Genomic DNA, 17,094 nt, shown 5'->3' with positions numbered 1-17,094 from the left:
GACGAGGAGAGCGGCGACCACGACGACGAAACTCAATCATGAACACGATAGCGAAAACCGACGTCTCGGCGTACCGACACACCACTGATTCTGAGTTGCGCGACTCCCTCCGGCCCCATAGCGGTCTCCACTTTAACGTATCACTTCTTAGTAACAGGTATTCGAGGAAAAACAGGTCCGTAGCCGGGGAGGAGAGCACGCGCCTCCACGTCGAATCGCTGACGGCGGACGCGTTCGCGACCGCGAAGGACATCTTCCGGCAGCACGAGCGATCCTCGTTCGTCGACGCCTGTATCGTCGCGTACATGCAGGTCGAGGGGCTGGGCTACCGCTACGCGTTCGACGGCGACTTCGACGCCGCCGAGGACGTGTACCGCCTCGACGTCGCGGCCGACCCGTACCGGCAGGAGTGACCGAGGGGCAGCAGATGCTACTCGCTCGCGGTCGTCGACGCTGACCAACGACCGCTATCGCTCCTCCGGTCGGTCACGGGCGTCGTACCGCCGGACCAGCGCGCCAACATACCATAACTTCAGCGCCATCGAGAGCGCGCCGGCGAGGCCGGCCCGGAAGGGGCGCCGGCGGTACGCGGCGACGAACGCGTACACCGAGACGGGGACGTTGAGCAGGTTGAGCCAGTTCGGGTACGTGATGTCGAAGACGCCCGCCTTCTGTTCGCGCGTCCACCAACGTTCGGCTAACACCACGCGGGTCATCCACGCGTCGTCGTCGTCCGGCGGCGGGAAGAGGATCGGATTCGCCACAGTGAACAGGAGTGCGGCGCCCGCGAGTCGCCACTTTCGGTGATAGACAGCGAAGAGGAGCGCCGGCAGCAGGACCGTTCGACTCCAGCCGCTCTTCGGATTGGAGTGACGACGCCAGAACCGTTCTTCAAAATCGTCCGGCAGAGTGGGGGCCATGGTCGGGATTTCTCTCCGAGCGATCAAATAGTTTCCTTCGAGGCAGAGGGCGTCTTACCACATCCGGACGGGGTCGCTCACGTGGCACTGCGACCGCGGGCTCCCGATCGGCGTGGTCAGCGAGCGCGCCGACGCGGACCCGGACACGTTCAAGCGCTACTACCACAAGGCGGACCGGCACCGGAAGTCGCAGAACGTAGAGAGGAGTACACCGCGGACCTCGATATCGCCGGGACCGGCGAGGAGGACGCCGACTCATGACGACGACCGCGGTTCAGGTCCCTGTGGCCCCAAACTCTGCTGCCGCGTCCGGCGAGGCGACCGACACCGACGACGAAAGCGAGTCGACCCGGGTCAGCGACGCGCCACGATCCGCCCGGCCATGAGGCCGACGAGCCCGATCATACCCGCCATCGCGAGGTAGAGTCCCAGCCCGATCAGTTCGCCGTTCGCGCCGTTCACGCCCGCGAGGCCCAGGAACACGACGGCGATGACGGCGTGGAGCGCGAACACGCCGGACGGGACGTTCACTCCGAGATCGAATCCGATGTCCATGTCGTTTGCTTCGGCGGGCGTCGGAAAAAGTCGTCCGGTCGGACCGCGCGACGGCGGCGCTACGATCGCGGCTCGTCGGGCAGGTCGAACACGTCTTCCACGCGCGCGTCGAACTCACGTGCGATGCGCCAGGCCAGCTCCAGCGAGGGGTTGTACTCGCCCTTCTCGACGTAGAGGACCGTCTGCCGAGTCACGTCGACGCGGTCGGCCAGCTCGGCCTGCGTCAGGCCGGCCTCCTCGCGGAGCTCGCGGACGCGGGTGTCGAACTCCACGGTTACGCCTCCACGCCCCGCCGCCGCACCCAGGCCCGTGTCCCGTGAGCGACGGAGGAGACGCAGATCGCGACGGCGGCCCAGACGACCACGACGCGGGCCTGCGCGTAGGCGGTCTGTGCGATACCGTCGAGCCCGCCCGTCGCCTGTAGCGCGGACCCGACGAGGAAGACGGCGAGCGAGGCCCCGAACAGCAGCATCGCGGCGCGGCTCGCGGCGGTCCGCGTGATCGCTCGGGTGCGCTCGTCGGTCGGCGTGTACCCGACGCGGTCGGCGACCGTCCGGCTCACCGGGAAGAACGCGACGAACAGCACCGCGCCGCTGGCGATGATCGGAGCAGATTCCCGGGCCAGTCCGAGGTTGAGCGTCAGCACCGTGACGAGCATGTGAACGGCCCGTCCGATGCGGTACTTCGTGCGAGGTCGCATTCGGTTGTCACCTCTATGTGTTAGTTCGATCTAACGTTATATATTTCTTACTCCGATCGGCGAGACTGGCACCGTCGCTCGCGAGGGGCAGGTCAGATCACACAACGAGAGCGGATTCGACGAAGCGGTACCGACTCGGTGTCGTCAGAGGAAGGCCCGGCGAACGAGCAGCCGGCCTCCGCTACAGCACGTCGCCGATCCGGACCGGCTCGCCGTCCAGGTCCGGATCCTCGGCGACGATCGTCAGCACCTCGTGGTCCGTGACGTCGCGGTACGACTTCCCGGTCGCCTCCTCGATCAGCGTCTTCTCTAACTCGAACTCGGTGCCCTCGTAGACGACGTCGACCCCGCGGTCCGTGAACGTCAGGTCCGTGCTCATCGGTTCAGAGTACTCCGCGCGAGGTGATAAGGAACGCGCACCGCCGGAGGCGGTCGTCGCACGTCGGGGACACCGGTATCGACCGCGCGCCGCGCGGATCTCAGGTGGCGTCGCAGGCTGCGTCGTGGCCTGCCTCGCAGAGTCGTTCGAGCATCTCACACGCCTGTCCGTTCCCGCTCGCGCAGAGTCGACGCGCGAGCGCGACCGTCGCGGTGGAGGCCTCGTCGCCGTGGTCGGTGTCGGCAGTCTCGGACCGGTCCCCGCGTCGCCGTCGGTTCCGGCGACCGCGGCGCGTCCGGCGGCCGACCCGACCCACTCGGTTGCGGTTCCGTGCCATATGGTACCGAAGCAGCTGGAGGATCATAAATCCGAACTGGGCGTGCGAACGACACGCACACCCGCGACGACGACTCGCGCCCGCGGCCCAAGGAGCGCAGCTGAGGAGAGGTGGGGACTCAGTCGTCGTCGTCGCGCATCTCGGAGAGGCGGCCGACGAGGTCGTCGGTGTCGGCGTCGCCCTCGATGGTGACGTCGCCGTCGTGGTCGTTCTCGTGGACGTTCACCGCGTCGTCCTCGTCGGTGTCGACGTCCTGATCCGTCTGTTCGCTCTCGTCGTACGATCCGAATCCCATGGGCGAGATACCGACGGCGCACTGAAAAGCGCGGCGACAGGGGGCCGCCGCGGGAGGCGTTCACATTCCGCGCGGCGCTCGCGTCGTCCGACGCGTGTCCGACGCCCCGCACCGTTTATACGCTCGGGGCGACTGCTCCCGGTGTGTCGCTGCGAGGAGACGGCCCGATCGAGGAGCTCGCGATCCCCTCGGAGACGACCGTCGAGGAGCACGACGTCGTCGTCGACGGCGACGTGCTCGTGGGCGGGCAGTCGACCGTCGAGCTCGGCGTCCGCGGCCGCAACGTCGCGATCGGCGAGCGCGTGCGCGTGGGCGACGACATCGAGGCCGAGGGCGACTGCCGGCTCGACACTTGGTGTTCCGTCGACGGCAACGTGCTCGTCGGCGAGGACGCGTACCTCGGCGAGCGGGTCACCGTCACCGGCCGGTTGATGGTGTCGGGCGACCTCGACATCGGCGACGACGTGACGGTCGAGGAGGGGTTCGAGGCCAACGGCTGGATCGTCATCCGCAACCCGGTGCCGACGATCGTCTTCTACTTCATCGTCCTCTCGCAGCTGCTGCGCGTCGGCGAGACCGACGCCGCCGACGAACTGGCGGAGGCGCTCGCCGACGGCGACGACGTGCGGGATCCGCTGTTGGTCCCGCGGAACGCCGAGATATCCGACGACGCGTGGCGCGTGTCGACGCCGGCCACCGTCGGCGACGACTGCCGCCTCCACGGCAACCTCCGCGCGGCGTCGATCCGCGTCGGCGAGCGCAACGAGGTGTTCGGCTCGCTGCGCGCCCGCGAGGACGTCACCGTCGGCGCCGACACGATCATCCACGGCGACGTGACGACCCGCGGCGGGACCGTGACCGTCGAGAGCGGCGCGCGCGTCCTCGGTGACGTCTCCGCGGGCGATCTCGTGGTGTACGACGGCGCGGAGATCCAGGGCACCCTCCGGGCGCGCGGCGAAATGAAGCTGATCCAAGAAGCGGAGCGGGCGAGCGAAGACGACGGGGTCGAGTCCGATGTACCGGACGAGGCGGCCGCCGAAGCCCAGACCGACGCCGCGGACGCCGAGGAGGCCGCGACGGTGACCACCGACGCCGGCGCGGCGCCCGGGACGGTCGAGTCAGACGACTCCTGACCCGTTGCGCCGGACGTGTTTTACCCGCCGGGGACGCAATTCAGAATGCGGTTCTTAGCGACGAAAGCGGCGCTTTTCCCGCAGGTATTTTCGGACAGTTTATGCCGGAACCCCCGCGGCGATCGACGTTTAACGCGGTTTTATCCGATTTAATTTCACGCCAGTTCTAAACTGACACAAAACACTTACAACAGGCACCGAAAGCCCCGGGTGCGTCATGAGCCGACCTCTGACGGCGACCCGCCGCGCGACGCTGGCGGGACTGGGTACGATCGTCGCATCGGGAAGCGTGACGGGTGTCGCCGCGGCCGCGGAGAGCGACTGGACCGTCGAGGCGACCGAGACCGACAGCACGCTCCACGACGTGGTGTCGGCGAGCGCCGGCCGCTTCGCGGTCGGCGGCGGCGGCGTCCTCACCGCGCCGGCGGCCGAGGGCTGGCGGACGCTTCGCGCCGGCGGCCCGACCGGGAACGGCAGCAACCTCTACGGGGCCGCCGTCACCGACGACGGCGAGCGCGTCTGGTTCGTCGGCGCGAGCGGCGCCATCGGCGAGTACATCCCCGCGACGGACACCCTCGTGGACCACTCGGCGCCGATGGACAACACGAACAACTACAACGCCGTCGCCGTCACCGGGCGGGCCGGCGAGGCGAACGTCTACGTCGCCGGCGACTCCGGGAAGATCTACTACAGCTTCGAGAACGGCGCGGCGGGGACCTGGGACTACGTCACGCCGGGCAGCGGCTCCGCGCTCCCCGCGATCGACTTCCACGGCCCCCGAAGCGGGCACGCGGTCGACACGAACGGCCGCGTGTTCGTCACCGACGACGGCGTCACCTGGAACGCCATCGGGATCGAGGACGCCGACGTGACGTTCTACGGCCTCGACAGCGACGCGCCCGACGACGTCGCCGTCTCCGGCGGTAACGGCGCCGTGCTGACGTACGACGGCGCGAACTGGACGCCCGACGCGCTCGGCGACGCCGATCTCGTCGACGTCGAGACGGACGGCGAGGTCGGCTACGTCGTCGGGAGCGGCGGCGTCGTCCAGGAGCTCACCGCCGACGATCGGTTCGCGCTCGACACGCCGACCGGCGAGAACCTGAACGCGGTCGACGTGGACGGCGACGCCGTCGTCGTCGGCAACGGCGGGATCGTCCTGCGCCGGTAACCGCTTCGGCGGCTCCGACCGCGTCGGCGTCGACCCCGCCGGCGTCGACCGAGGCGGCGGCTCCCATCGCGACGGTCCATACCCGCCGTTCGCGACCTATCGGGTCCCTCTCAGTCGCCGTCTCCGTCCGGGGCGGTGACGAACACCTCGTCGTCCAGGCGGTCGCAGACCGTGTCGGCGAGCGTCCGAAGGTTCACGGTGTCCTCGCGGTTGTACGAGACGAGCGTCTCCAGCGCCTGGTCGCTCCCCCGCTCGTACTCGCGCCAGAGCCGGACCGCGTCCCGGCCGGAGATGTCCGGGCGGTCGCGGTCGATCCCGATCTCCCTCTCGATGGGCTTCAGCCCGCCCGAGAGGCCGATCCGCTTCGCGGGGTACATCAGGTCGAGGTGGGGGGTGTCGATCTCGATGTCGAAGGAGGTCTCCAGGAAGGGCACGTCGAAGCGCGCGCCGTTGAACGTCGCGAGCAGGCTGGCGTCCGCGAACTGCTCGCGGAGGCGCCGCGCGGTGAGGTCCTCGCCCGCGACGAGCGTCGTCGTCTCGCCGCCCTGATGGAAGCTGACGGTCGTCACGCGGTCGCGCCGCTCGTCGAGCCCGGTCGTCTCGATGTCGAAGAAGCAGGTCTCCTCGCGGAAGTTCTCGTAGAGCCGCCAGCGCTCGCCCGAGGGGAACGCCCGGTCGAAGTAGGCGGCGTCCCCGTCGTCGAGCCGCGCGAGCGCCTCCGCGATGAACGACTCGATCCGGTCGGCGGTCGTCGCGCCCACGCCCGCCACGTCGACGGCGGGGTCGAACGACTCCCACGTCGTGACCCCTCGCTCCCAGAGGCGCCGTTCGGTCGTCTCGCCCACCCCCTCGACGGGGATGAAGCTGTTCTCGATGCGCATGTCCGTCCCCGAGCGGCGCGCGGGCAAAAAGCCGACGGGAGCGGCCGCGCGGCCGACCGCGAGCGAAGAGCTAACACGCCGCGGTACCGATGCGAGCCCGTGAACGACCGATCGAACGAGGCGACCGATACGCCGAGGGGGGCCCGATGAAGCGGGCGGGCCCCGACGGCGTCGCGCTGATCGGCCACCGTGGCTGCGCCGGCCAGTACCCGGAGAACACGGTCGCGGCCGCCGAGCGCGCGGCGCCGCACGTCGACGCCGTCGAGGTCGACGTGCGCCGGTGCGCCAGCGGCGAGCTCGTCGTCTTCCACGACGCGGACCTCGACCGGCTGACCGGCGCGTCCGGGCGCGTCGCGGACACGGACTGGAAGGCGCTGCGCGAACTGACGGTGCTCGACTCCGGCGAACCGATCCCGCGGCTCGGCGAGGCGCTCGCGGCCGTCCCCGAGGGGATTGGCGTCAACGTCGAAATCAAGGAGCCGGAGACCGCGCTCGACGCGCTCGCCCTCGCGCGGCGGACCGACACCGAGGTGCTGTTCTCGTCGTTTCGCCCGGAGGCGCTGGCGTCGCTGCGCGACCGCGACCCGGCGACGGACCGCGCGCTGCTCGTCGCGGACGCGGCCCCCGAGCGCGCGGTCGAGCGGGCGACGGAACTCGGGTGCGTCGCGGTCCACCCGCCGATCGACCTCGCGACCGAACCGGGCTTCGTCGAGAGGGCGCACGAGGCGGAGCTGGCCGTGAACGGGTGGACCGCGGCCGATCGGGTGGACGCCGAGCGACTGGTCGCGGCCGGCGTCGACGGGGTCATCGCCGACCGGTGGGACCTGCTGCCGGAGGCCGACCGGTCGTCGCGGAATTAAGTGGTCTCGCGGCAAGCGATCCGTATGTGCGGCCGCTACACCCTCTTCACCCCCGCCGCCGACCTCGAAGACAGGTTCGGCGCGGCGTTCGGCGACCACGAACCCAGCTACAACTGCGCGCCCGGGCAGTCGCTCCCCGTCATCCCTGACGCGGACCCGTCGGCGGCGACGCGGATGGAGTGGGGGCTGACGCCCTCGTGGGCCGACGAGTCGTTCGACCTCATCAACGCCCGCGCGGAGACGGTGCGGGAGAAGCGGAGCTTCACGGACGCCTTCGAGCGCCGGCGCTGCCTCGTCCCCGCGGACGGCTTCTACGAGTGGGTCGGCGGCGACCGCGGGTCGGGCAAGACCCCCTACCGCGTCGCCTTCGAGGACGACCGGCCGTTCGCGATGGCCGGCATCTACGAGCGGTGGGAGCCGCCGAACGCGCCGAGCCCGGTCTGGGTCGTCTCCGGCGTCGGCGGGGGGTCGGGCGGAGGGGAGAACGAGAAGAGCGACGACGGACCGATTGAGACGTTCGCGATCGTGACGACGGAGCCGAACGACCTCGTCGCCGACCTCCACCACCGGATGGCGGTGATGCTGGAGCCGGGCGAGGAGGAGGCGTGGCTCCGGGGGGATCCGGACGAGGCCGCCGCCCTGCTCGACCCCTACCCGAGCGACGAACTGACCGCGCACCCGGTGTCGACGCGGGTGAACTCCCCCGCGGTCGACGCGCCGGAGTTGATCGAGCCGGTCGGGTGAGTCGCGTCCGCCGGAGTCGGTCCGTCGGGTACGGACGCGCCGTCCGGGGGGACGGCCTCAACGGAGGCGCGGTCAGGCCGCCAACGAGATGTCCAGGTACAACATGGTGATGACGCCGACCATGAGTCCGAGGGTCGCCACGCGCTCGTGGCCGCTTCGGTGCGTCTCGGGGATGATCTCGTCGGAGATGACGAACAGCATCGCCCCCGCGGCGAACCCCATCGCGTACGGCAACAGGGGCGCGACCGCCGCGACGGCGACGGCTCCGAGCACCGCCAGCGGAATCTCGACGACACCGGCGCGTATCCCCGCGAACGCGGCGTAGATTCGGCGGTCGAGGCCGGCGTTAATCGCCGCGACGGAGACGGCCAGCCCCTCGGGGATGTTCTGGATACCGATCGCGAGCATCAGCGACAGCGCGCTCCCGAGTTGCGCCGGATCGCCGGCGGCCGCGCCGAACCCGACGCCGACCGCGAGCCCCTCGGGCATGTTGTGTAGCGTGATGGCCAGGACGAACAGGACCACCCCGGTTACCCGGTCGTCGCTGACCGGTAGCGTCTCTCCGGGGTTCGCCGCGTCCATGCGACGAGAACCGGTCAGCAGGAAGTGGGCGTGGGGAATCAGCGCGTCCGCCCGATCCAGAAACAGAGCGCCGACCCCGACGCCGATAAGCGTCGGGATCGGGTTACCGCCGGAGTACTCCTCGACGCCGGGGATGATCAGGCTGGTGAACGCGGCGGCGAGCATGACGCCGGCGGCGAAGCCGAGCATCCCGTTGAGGGCTCGCTCGGACGGGCTCCGCCAGACGAGGACCAGCGACGCTCCGGCGAGGTTCAGCAGCGCGATGATGACGCCGCCGACGAACGCCTGTGCTACCGAGGAGGTACCGGCGATACGGACGAACGCCTCGGTGATTTCGACCGCCATCTGACAGCGATAACACGGGGGGGTTGATAAGTCTACACCGGAGACGGTCGCCCGTGGCGCCCGGTGACGAAGCTGCGCGCCCGTTCCCCACGCCCTCCGCCGGCTCAGCGGGCGACCAGGTCCACGACCGTCTCGTCGTCGACGACGACGTTGTACGCGCCCTCGTCCTCGTTCCAGAGGACGAGCCCGTTCTCGACGAAGACGACGGACCCGTAGCCGGCCTCGCGGAGGTCGCGGTTCAGCGCGGTCTCGCGGGTACAGACGAGGTAGTGGTCGGTCGCCTGGGAGCCGTCGCCGACGCGGTAGACGGCGTTGTCTCCCTCGCTCAGGTCGTGGCTGAGCTTCACCGCGAGCAGGTTCACCCGGTCGGTGACGTGCCGCTCCGACTCGGCCATGCGCGCGCACCGGTCCGCGCTCGCCTCGACGTCGACGCGCCGACGGCCGTCGGGGCGGAGGATCGAGTAAGCGAACTGTACGTCGACGTTGACGAACTCGCCCGGCTCGTCGGTCTCGCCGCGCGCCGCCGCCTCGTCGAGCCGGCGCTGGAACGGCGGGACCGCGAGGTCGGGGGCCACGTCGAACGACCAGCCCGGGTCGGTCGGGACCGCGTCGGGCCACAGGCGGAGCGCCGGCGAGTATATCTCGGCGTCCCGACCGGGGTGGCCGCCGGACGCGACGACCTCGCGCTCGACCCGGCGGAGCCCGGTCGCGGTGTTCCGGTCGGCCGGCGCGAACGCGACGACGCTGCCCTCAGGCGCGAGCGCGTCGACCGCGGCGCCCGCGACCGCAGCGGGGTCGGCGAGCTCCGAGAGGACGTTGCCGAACAGCACGAGGTCGAACGGTTCGTCGGTCGCCGGGGCGGGCTCTTCGCCCCCCTCGAGCCCGAGGAACGCCTCGGCGGTCGTCTCGTGGACCGTCGCGCGGAAGTTCCGGCCGGTCTCCTCCAGCAGCCGGTCGAGGACCTCCGTCGCCGCGCTCGGCTCGACCGCGTGGTAGTCGACGACGGCGTCGTCCGGGAGGTAGTCGTGGAGCCCGAGCGCGGGCCCGCCGACGCCGGCGCCCACGTCGAGGACGCGGAGCGCGCGGTCGAGCAGGCCGTTCTCGGTCAGGTCGTCGAGGACGTACCCGACCGTCGCGTAGTACGCCGGGAGGTGGTAAACGGCGTAGCCGAGCGCCGCGACGCGGTCGTACTCGACCTCGTTCTCGTAGAGGTAGTCCGTCTTCATCCGGCGGACGCGCTCGCGGAGCTCGGCGCCCGACTCCCCGCGGTGCCAGTTCGCGCCGTACTCGCGGACCAGCAGGTCCTCCAAGGCGAACGAGTACTCGTCCGGGAGCGATTCGGGCGCCCAGCCCGGCGGGTCGACGGGCGCCTCCTCGACGGGGACGAACGCCCCGTCCTCGCGCTCGCGGAGCCGGAGGTCGAACGCCTCCTCGCGGAGCGTCTCGCGGACGACCGCCGGGTGCGGCGTCCCCTCGATGTACTCCGCGATCTCCTCGGGGTCGATCGGTCTGACGTTGCGCAGGTAGTTCGCGTTGTTCCGGACCGCGGTTCTGTCGATCATTGGTGTCTCGTCGCGTCGTCTCACTCCAGCCGCTCTCTCCCCTCGCGGTCGCCGCGGGCGCGCTCGTACAGGGCGGCGAACGCCTCGTCGTCCGCGTCCGCGATCGCCGCCGCCGCGTCGGCCACGTCCTCGGCGCCGTCGAAGGCGCGCTGTATCTCGGCGTACACCGCGGGCGACCCCTCGGTGACGGTGTCGGCCACGTCGTCGAGCGCGGCCGACACTGGGGTGTGGAACTCCTCGCGGACCGGCTCCGCGGCGAGCCGCCACGCGAGCACCGCCGCGTGCGCGCCCGCCTGAACGGTCTCCATCGCGCCGTCGTGCTCCGCGGCGGTCGTCTCGAAGACCTCGTTGCCGCCGGCCTCGATCGACGCGGTGAACGCCTCGACCGCCGGGCCGGCCTCGTCGACGGCGACCGCGACGTTGCCCGGGACGCGCGGCGGCGCGAACAGCGGGTGGTAGCTCGCGCGTTCGAGGCCGGGAGCGTGCTCGCGCATCGCCGCGAGCGCGTCGGTCATCTCGCCGGAGACGTCGACGATCGCCCGCTCGGCGCGCGGCGCGTACGCCTCGACCGCCGCCGGCACCGCCGACATCGGCACCGCGAGGCAGACGGCGTCGTGGACGGAGTCCCCGTCGGCCTCGACCGTCCGGGCGTCGCGCCCGGCCGCGGCGTCGGCCGCGACGGTCGGGTCGCGGTCGGCGAACGCGACGCTCGCGTCGACGGGCGCGGCGTCGGCCGCGACGGTGTCGGCCGCCCAGCGCCCGATCTCACCGGCGCCGACGACGAGGAGGTCCATCGGTTACGAACATGCAGGCGGCGAGTCGGTTAAAAGGACTCGGCTCGCCGCGGCGAGGGCGCGGCCCCTCGGTCGTCGCTCACCCCTCCGCGCCGACGCGCCCGAGGGCTCCGGCGCCGGGCGCGATCGACCGGACGGCCGGGAGCAGCGCGAGCGCGATCAGGAGTTCGAGGCCGCCGACGGCCAGGAACGCGGGGGTGTACCCGAACGCGTCGGTCGCGCTCCCGCCGATCAAAAAGCCCGCGAGGAACCCGAGGGACCCGAAGACGTTGAACAGGCCCATGGCGGCGCCGCGGACCTCCGGCTCGACGAGGTCCGTGACGAGCGCCATCGTCGCCGGCGCCATCAGCGCCCCGCAGACGCCGACGAGGACCATCAGCGCGGCCGCGGCCGGGTAAACCGGAGCGACGCCGACGCCGACGGTGACGACGCCGTACGCGAGCGACCCGGCTACCACGGGTAGGAACCGTCCGATCCGGTCGGAGAGCGCGCCGAACGGCGACTGTAGCAGGGCGAACGGCACGAAAAAGAGCGCGAGCGTCGCGCCCGCGCCGGTCGCCGACAGGCCGAACGTCGCCGGGTCCTGGAAGTAGTACACGCCGACGAGCGCGAAGAACCCGGCCGTGAGCCGGTCGACGAACCCGAACGCGAGGGGGACGAGGAGCCCCGGGGTCCGGCGAGCGCGCGCGAGCACGTCGGCGAAGCCCGCCGTATCCCCGCCGTCGCCGGCCGCGCCCGCGTCGCTGCCGCGGCCGGTCGGGGCCCGGTCGTCGACCGTCGCCGACAGCAGCCCCGCCGCGGCCAGCACGGCCCCGCCGGCGTACACCGGGTAGAGCGCGCCGAGGTCGGCGAGCCAACCGCCGACGACCGAGCCGACCGCCGCGCCGAGGCCGATCGCGAGCCCGGCGGCGCCCATGTTGCGCCCGTTGCCGCCCCGTAAGTCCATCAGGAGGGTGATAGACAGCGAGAACGCCCCGATCGTCAGGGCCCCTCCGACGACGCGGACGAGGAGCGCGGCACCGAAGCCGAGCCCCAGGGCCGGCAGCGACGCGAGCGCGACGTACGACCCCGCGCCGCCGAGCGCCCCGACGACGATCAGCGGGACCCGCCGCCCGAGCGCGTCCGAGAGCGCGCCCCAGACGACCGCGAACGACACGAACGCGCCGCACTCGGCGACCAGGAACCACATCCCGGCGTCGATGCCGGCGGGCGCCCCGAGCGCGACGACGAGGTCGGGCACGCCCGGGTAGAGGAGGACCTGCGAGATCAGCACCGCGAGGACGACCGCGCCGAGCCGCCGGCGGTCGGCGGCGTCCGCGTCGCCCCCGACGGCGTCCGCGTCGACCGAGCGGTCGCCGGCGGCGGCCTCGGTCGCGGGGGAGGGTTCGGGGTCGCTCATCTACGTATAAAACGGGTCGAACTGGCAAAAGATCGACGCTCCAAGTGCCGCGTTCGCCGTTCGCCGGTGCGGCCGAACAGACCAAACGGGTGGTCAGAGCGCGTCGTCTATCGCCGCGGCAACCGTCTCGGCGGCGTACCCGCCCTGTACGGGTTCCCCATTCACGAAGATCGTCGGCGTCCCGGAGACGCCCATTGACTCGCCCTCGGATTTGTCGCTCTGGGCGGCCTCCTCGTATGCGGTGAACTCCGCGTCGGAGAGGACCGCGCAGGGGTCGGCGCCGCCCGGCATGGTGTCTACGCTGTTGCCAGCACCGTAGGCTCCCTGCGACTCGTAAGCGGCCGAGGCGAACTCGAAGAATGCCTCGTCGCCGTGACGGTCCCCCACGCCTCGGGCCGCGCTGGCGATCGGAACCGCCCACTGCTCGTCAACGGGGAGCGGGAAGTCCCAGTGCTCGTAGTGGATGTCGCCGGGCTCGATGTACTCTTCGCGGATCGTCGGGAAGTGTTCGAGCTTGTACGTCGCGCAGTGGCCGCAGGTGAAGTCCTCGAACGCCTGAACCGTCACGTCGGCGTCGGGATTCCCGAGAGTCGGTCGGTAGTCGAGGTCCGAGTTGCTCGGTTCCGTCAGGTCACAGTCGTATGCGCCGGCGTCGAAGCTCAGTCCCCCACCGCCGTCGTCACCGCCGAGACACCCCGCCGCGCCGACGACGCCGACCGACGCCGCGCTCGCGAGCAGGGACCGCCGCGTGCGTTTCATATCGTTTGCTGGGATCGGCGCGCACTTAACCGCTCCGCGACCGGGCGGCGGTCGGTGTGGGGCGAGGCCGCCCCGCTCCCGAACGCTTTTGCCGCCGCCTGTCGACCCCCACGTATGAGCGACTGGGACCTCGACCTGCGGGACGCCGAGGCGAAGATGGACGAGGCGTTCGCGGCGGCGGGCGACGTCGTCCTCGGCGTCTTGGACGGCACGACCGACCCGGAGGAATGGGTCCGCAGCGTCGACTACGGGAACACCCTGGTGTTGTCGATAGACGGCGACCTCAACGAGCTCGCCGCCCCCTTCGCGCGCGACGTGAAGGACATGGACGGGGAGCTGATGCACTTCCGGGGCTTCCTCGTCGTCACGCCGCCGGGCGTGAGCATCGACACCGACCGCCTGAGCGACTCCGGCGGCGAGGAGGCGAGCGGAGCGGACGACGCCGAGGCGAGCGGAGCGGACGACGCCGAGGCGGGCGACACGGACGAAATCGACGAAGGCGAGGACTGAGTCCGGGCCGAACGCCTCCCGACCGCGGCGAGCGACCGCTACCCCTCGCCGACCATCCGCTCCTCCTCGTCCCACTCGCGCTCGCGCAGCTCGTACTTCTGGATCTTCCCGGTCGCGGTCGTCGGGAGCTCCGCGACGAACTCCACCTCGCCGGGCGTCTTGTAGTCCGCGACGCGCTCGCGGACGAACGCCTTGAGCGCCTCGGGCGTCGCGGCCGCGTCGTTCGGGTCGCCGCCCTCCGGGACGACGAACGCCTTCGGGGTCTCGCCCCAGCGCTCGTCCGGGGCGGGGATGACGGCCACGTCGGAGACGACGTCGTGTTCGAAGAGGGTGTCCTCCAACTCGATCGAGGAGATGTTCTCCCCGCCGGAGATGATGATGTCCTTCTTGCGGTCCTGGATCGAGACGAACCCGTCCTCGTCGACGACGGCGAGGTCGCCCATGTGGTAGTACCCCTCTAACCGCTCGGAGAACGCCTGCTCGGTGGCCTCGGGCTTGTTCCAGTAGCGGTCCATCACCTGGTTACCGCGGACGACGATCTCGCCGATCGTCTCGCCGTCGGCGGCGACGTCCTCGCCGTCCTCGTCGACGACGCGCACGTCCGTGCCGAGGTAGCCGATCCCCTGGGTCTTCTTCACCGCGAAGCGGTCGTCGGCGCCCTCGTCGAAGTGGCGCTTCGCGTCGGAGGTGGTGATGAGCGGGCCCGTCTCGGTGGCGCCGTACACGTGTTTGAGATCCCACCCGAACTCCTCTTCGACGGTACGGATCGTCGCCTCCGGCGGCGCCGCGCCCGCGGTGGCGACCCGCACGTCGTTGTCGCCGGTCGTCTCGCCGCCGTGTTCGGCGTAGTGGTCGCCGAGCATGTTGAGGACGGTCGGCGCGGCACAGAAGTACGACACGTCCTCCTCGCGGATCCGCTCGAACGTCTTCGCGACGTCGACGCCGCGGGTACAGACGTGCCGGGCGCCCATCCCCGTGATCGCGTAGATGTGGCCCCAGCCGTTGACGTGGAACATCGGCAGCGTCCAGAGGTAGACGTCGTCGTCGGTGATCTCCTGGTGGATCGAGATGAGGTACGCGTGGAGCGTCTCGGCGCGGTGCGTGCGACAGACGCCCTTCGGGTCGCCGGTGGTCCCCGAGGTGTAGTTGATCGTGATCACGTCGTCCTCGTCCATCTCCGGGCGGTCGTAGGCGCCGGGGTCGGCGTCGTCGAGCGCCGCGTCGAACGACTCCCAGTCGCCCTCGACCGCGTCGGCGTCGTTCGTGAGGAACGTCTCGGTCGGCACCTCGTCGCGGATCGCCTCGACGTTCGCGGCGTACTCGGCGTCGGCGTAGATGGCGTCGACGCCCGCGTCCGAGAGCATGTACGAGAAGTCGCCCGGCGTGAGGCGGTAGTTCAGCGGCGCGTGGATCGCGCCGACCTGCATCGCGCCGTAGGCGGCCTCCAGGTGGTAGTGCGTGTTCGGGTCCAGCACGGCGACCCGGTCGCCCTTCTCGATGCCGCGAGCCTGAAGCGCGGCGGAGAATCGGTCGGCGCGGTCGCCGAGCTCCGCGTACGTGTACCGCGTCCCGTCGACCGCCAGGATCGCTTCCTCGTCGGCGTAGTGGCGGCGCGCCCGGTCTAAGAAGTCCGTCGTCAACAGCGGCTTGTTCATCGTCTATCACTATCGATGATGTGTAAAATCATTTGCGGCCGCCGCAAGGGAGCGACGGTCGCGGGAGGCTTTTCACGGTCGGCCGCGCAGCGTGTGGAGATGACCGACGAGACCGGCGGATCGCCGCTCGGCGAAGGGTACGTGATTCCGATCGCCGGGCTGCTGGCGTTCGCGTTCGCGCTGATGGCGGGGCTCACCGCGCAGCGGGCGCTCTCGGGCGACCCCGCCGACGTCGGGGTGACCGTCGGCCTGGCGCTCGTCGCGGTCCTCGCGCTCCGGATCCGCACGAAGGCCGTCGCGGCGCGGGAGGGCGACGCGGAGGAGACCGAGGCGTGACGGGCGGGAGATGAGTGAAACAAGCAGGGCAAGCGTGGGACAGGGGCGGGACAGGAGCGGGGATGGGCATCGATCACGGCGGCCGGCGCGAGGGCGCGCGACCGCCGTGGACGCGTGGACGAATCGCACACCGGCGGCGGGATCAGAACCCTTAACAGTCGCACGCGATTTTGCTACGGTAGCGGGATGGGATAGCCAGGAGATTCCGCCGGGCTCATAACCCGGAGATCGGTAGTTCAAATCTACCTCCCGCTATTTTCTGTCGACGACCGTGAACGCCGAGCGTAGCGAGGCGCGAGCGCCGTCGTCGACGAGATAGCCTCGGAGAAGGCTTGAACCAGGGAACGGAGTGGCCGTGGTTCAAATCTACCTCCCGTTACTTCTGGCCGACTGTCGGCATCCTACTGCTGGCTCCGCCCTTCGGAGTCGCGGCCACCGAACCCGGAAGCGATTTCCGTCGCGCTGCCGTTTTCACGCGTATGGATTACGAATCGAGCCTCGACCGCGCGATGGATGAGGTACCGGATCTGGGCGGCTCCGACGAGCGGCTGTCGGTTCCGGACCCGGAATGGCAGAAGGACGGGGCGTTCACCCGCCTGACGAACCTCTCCGCGATCGCCGACGCGCTGAGCCGCGAGCCCGAGCACGTCCACTCGAAGATCCAGCAGGAGCTGGGCACCGCCGGACAGTACGAGGACGGCCGCGCCCGCTACAGCGGGAACTTCCGCGAGCGCGACTTCCAGGCCGCGATCGACTCGTACATCGAGTCGTTCGTCACCTGCTCGGAGTGCGGCCTCCCGGACACGCGACTGGAGACCGAGAACCGGACGCCGATGCTCCGCTGTGAGGCCTGCGGGGCCTTCCGGCCGGTGGCGAAGCAGAACACCTCCAACACCCAGCGGCAGGAGGACGCCGTCGAGTCGGGCAACACGTACGAGCTCGAGATCGTCGGCACCGGCCGCAAGGGCGACGGCGTCGCCGAGCGCGGGGAGTACACCATCTTCGTCCCCGGCGCGCAGGAGGGCGAGACCGTGACCGCCTACATCAAGAACGTCTCCGGCAACCTCGCGTTCGCCCGCCGCGAGGACTGAACCGCCGGCTCGGCCGCCGCACCGGGGGCGTCCCCGCGGGGCCGCCGTTCCGCTACCCGACCGTTTATCGGCCCGTTCGCACATCT

The 17,094-nt window shown here is 70.7% G+C and carries 22 protein-coding genes and 1 tRNA gene; 9 read left to right on the top strand and 14 right to left on the bottom strand.

The features are described from left to right. The first annotated feature begins 38 nt into the window (after nucleotides 1-38). The gene (locus EXE48_RS18985; protein ID WP_241991934.1) at nucleotides 39-413 is read left to right on the top strand and encodes a PIN domain-containing protein; all 375 of its coding nucleotides are present in this window, start codon (nucleotides 39-41) and stop codon (nucleotides 411-413) included. A gap of 54 nt (nucleotides 414-467) precedes the next feature. Here EXE48_RS18985 and EXE48_RS02640 read toward each other — a convergent pair whose 3' ends face one another. The 7 genes from EXE48_RS02640 to EXE48_RS02605 all read right to left on the bottom strand — a co-directional run bounded on the left by EXE48_RS02640 (nucleotide 468) and on the right by EXE48_RS02605 (nucleotide 3,186). Further along, nucleotides 468-920: a DUF6653 family protein gene (locus tag EXE48_RS02640; RefSeq protein WP_053772210.1), complete on the bottom strand. Its 453-nt coding sequence runs from the start codon at nucleotides 918-920 to the stop codon at nucleotides 468-470. A 354-nt stretch (nucleotides 921-1,274) separates the two neighbouring features. Beyond that, nucleotides 1,275-1,475: a hypothetical protein gene (locus EXE48_RS02630; protein WP_053772211.1), complete on the bottom strand. Its 201-nt coding sequence runs from the start codon at nucleotides 1,473-1,475 to the stop codon at nucleotides 1,275-1,277. 59 nt (nucleotides 1,476-1,534) lie between these two features. Next, a complete protein-coding gene (gene relB / locus EXE48_RS02625; protein ID WP_053772212.1) occupies nucleotides 1,535-1,747 on the bottom strand; it encodes a type II toxin-antitoxin system RelB family anti-toxin in 213 nt (70 codons plus the stop codon). A gap of 2 nt (nucleotides 1,748-1,749) precedes the next feature. Next, on the bottom strand, nucleotides 1,750-2,175 hold the full coding sequence (locus EXE48_RS02620) for a DUF2178 domain-containing protein (protein WP_233561587.1): 426 nt from the start codon (nucleotides 2,173-2,175) through the stop codon (nucleotides 1,750-1,752). A gap of 181 nt (nucleotides 2,176-2,356) precedes the next feature. Beyond that, complete coding sequence (locus EXE48_RS02615; protein WP_004598428.1) at nucleotides 2,357-2,554, bottom strand: DUF5800 family protein; 198 nt, start codon at nucleotides 2,552-2,554, stop codon at nucleotides 2,357-2,359. Nucleotides 2,555-2,654: 100 nt separating this feature from the next. Further along, nucleotides 2,655-2,891, bottom strand: coding sequence for a hypothetical protein (locus EXE48_RS02610; RefSeq protein ID WP_053772214.1), 237 nt, complete (start codon nucleotides 2,889-2,891; stop codon nucleotides 2,655-2,657). A gap of 118 nt (nucleotides 2,892-3,009) precedes the next feature. After that, entirely contained in the window at nucleotides 3,010-3,186 is a 177-nt protein-coding gene (locus tag EXE48_RS02605; RefSeq protein ID WP_053772215.1) for a DUF5786 family protein, read from the bottom strand. Between the two features lie 143 nt (nucleotides 3,187-3,329). On the opposite strand from EXE48_RS02605, the gene EXE48_RS02600 reads away from it, so the two are divergent. Both EXE48_RS02600 and EXE48_RS02595 read left to right on the top strand, forming a co-directional pair. After that, on the top strand, nucleotides 3,330-4,319 hold the full coding sequence (locus tag EXE48_RS02600; protein WP_137710696.1) for a polymer-forming cytoskeletal protein: 990 nt from the start codon (nucleotides 3,330-3,332) through the stop codon (nucleotides 4,317-4,319). 289 nt (nucleotides 4,320-4,608) lie between these two features. Then, nucleotides 4,609-5,490, top strand: coding sequence for a beta propeller repeat protein (locus EXE48_RS02595; protein ID WP_199236334.1), 882 nt, complete (start codon nucleotides 4,609-4,611; stop codon nucleotides 5,488-5,490). 110 nt (nucleotides 5,491-5,600) lie between these two features. Here the strand turns inward: EXE48_RS02595 and EXE48_RS02590 are convergent, their stop codons facing one another. Next, the gene (locus EXE48_RS02590) at nucleotides 5,601-6,371 is read right to left on the bottom strand and encodes a ribonuclease H-like domain-containing protein (RefSeq protein ID WP_137710694.1); all 771 of its coding nucleotides are present in this window, start codon (nucleotides 6,369-6,371) and stop codon (nucleotides 5,601-5,603) included. A gap of 146 nt (nucleotides 6,372-6,517) precedes the next feature. Here EXE48_RS02590 and EXE48_RS02585 point away from each other — a divergent pair, with 146 nt between their 5' ends. Together EXE48_RS02585 and EXE48_RS02580 are read left to right on the top strand one after the other, a co-directional pair. Next, entirely contained in the window at nucleotides 6,518-7,231 is a 714-nt protein-coding gene (locus EXE48_RS02585; RefSeq protein ID WP_137704098.1) for a glycerophosphodiester phosphodiesterase, read from the top strand. A 24-nt stretch (nucleotides 7,232-7,255) separates the two neighbouring features. After that, nucleotides 7,256-7,975 carry an SOS response-associated peptidase gene (locus EXE48_RS02580; protein WP_137710693.1) on the top strand — a complete coding sequence of 240 codons (720 nt, stop codon included), beginning with the start codon at nucleotides 7,256-7,258 and terminating at the stop codon, nucleotides 7,973-7,975. Between the two features lie 72 nt (nucleotides 7,976-8,047). Here the strand turns inward: EXE48_RS02580 and EXE48_RS02575 are convergent, their stop codons facing one another. The 5 genes from EXE48_RS02575 to EXE48_RS02555 form a co-directional block, all read right to left on the bottom strand. Then, nucleotides 8,048-8,902, bottom strand: coding sequence for a ZIP family metal transporter (locus EXE48_RS02575; protein WP_053772221.1), 855 nt, complete (start codon nucleotides 8,900-8,902; stop codon nucleotides 8,048-8,050). A gap of 104 nt (nucleotides 8,903-9,006) precedes the next feature. Next, complete coding sequence (locus EXE48_RS02570) at nucleotides 9,007-10,464, bottom strand: small ribosomal subunit Rsm22 family protein (RefSeq protein WP_137710692.1); 1,458 nt, start codon at nucleotides 10,462-10,464, stop codon at nucleotides 9,007-9,009. Between the two features lie 20 nt (nucleotides 10,465-10,484). Continuing rightward, the gene (locus EXE48_RS02565; protein WP_053772223.1) at nucleotides 10,485-11,258 is read right to left on the bottom strand and encodes a prephenate dehydrogenase; all 774 of its coding nucleotides are present in this window, start codon (nucleotides 11,256-11,258) and stop codon (nucleotides 10,485-10,487) included. Between the two features lie 79 nt (nucleotides 11,259-11,337). Continuing rightward, nucleotides 11,338-12,657 (bottom strand): MFS transporter, encoded by a 1,320-nt coding sequence (locus EXE48_RS02560; protein WP_137710691.1) that lies wholly within the window; start codon nucleotides 12,655-12,657, stop codon nucleotides 11,338-11,340. A 93-nt stretch (nucleotides 12,658-12,750) separates the two neighbouring features. Beyond that, nucleotides 12,751-13,416, bottom strand: coding sequence for a DsbA family protein (locus EXE48_RS02555; protein ID WP_137710690.1), 666 nt, complete (start codon nucleotides 13,414-13,416; stop codon nucleotides 12,751-12,753). 114 nt (nucleotides 13,417-13,530) lie between these two features. On the opposite strand from EXE48_RS02555, the gene EXE48_RS02550 reads away from it, so the two are divergent. Beyond that, on the top strand, nucleotides 13,531-13,926 hold the full coding sequence (locus tag EXE48_RS02550; RefSeq protein ID WP_053772226.1) for a DUF5779 family protein: 396 nt from the start codon (nucleotides 13,531-13,533) through the stop codon (nucleotides 13,924-13,926). Between the two features lie 38 nt (nucleotides 13,927-13,964). Here the strand turns inward: EXE48_RS02550 and EXE48_RS02545 are convergent, their stop codons facing one another. Continuing rightward, nucleotides 13,965-15,581, bottom strand: a complete 1,617-nt coding sequence (locus EXE48_RS02545; protein ID WP_137710689.1) for a long-chain-fatty-acid--CoA ligase — start codon at nucleotides 15,579-15,581, stop codon at nucleotides 13,965-13,967. Between the two features lie 99 nt (nucleotides 15,582-15,680). On the opposite strand from EXE48_RS02545, the gene EXE48_RS02540 reads away from it, so the two are divergent. From EXE48_RS02540 to EXE48_RS02530, 3 genes are all read left to right on the top strand, one after another. After that, on the top strand, nucleotides 15,681-15,917 hold the full coding sequence (locus tag EXE48_RS02540; protein ID WP_053772228.1) for a hypothetical protein: 237 nt from the start codon (nucleotides 15,681-15,683) through the stop codon (nucleotides 15,915-15,917). Nucleotides 15,918-16,097: 180 nt separating this feature from the next. After that, nucleotides 16,098-16,172, top strand: a tRNA-Met gene (locus EXE48_RS02535). Between the two features lie 224 nt (nucleotides 16,173-16,396). Further along, nucleotides 16,397-17,008 (top strand): translation initiation factor IF-2 subunit beta, encoded by a 612-nt coding sequence (locus EXE48_RS02530; RefSeq protein ID WP_053772229.1) that lies wholly within the window; start codon nucleotides 16,397-16,399, stop codon nucleotides 17,006-17,008. Nucleotides 17,009-17,094: the final 86 nt, after the last annotated feature.

Source organism: Halorubrum sp. ASP1, from assembly GCF_005435135.1.
GTDB lineage: Archaea > Halobacteriota > Halobacteria > Halobacteriales > Haloferacaceae > Halorubrum > Halorubrum tropicale.
The sequence above is the reverse complement of the archived record's forward strand: the minus strand, read 5'-3'. Positions and strand labels throughout refer to the sequence as shown.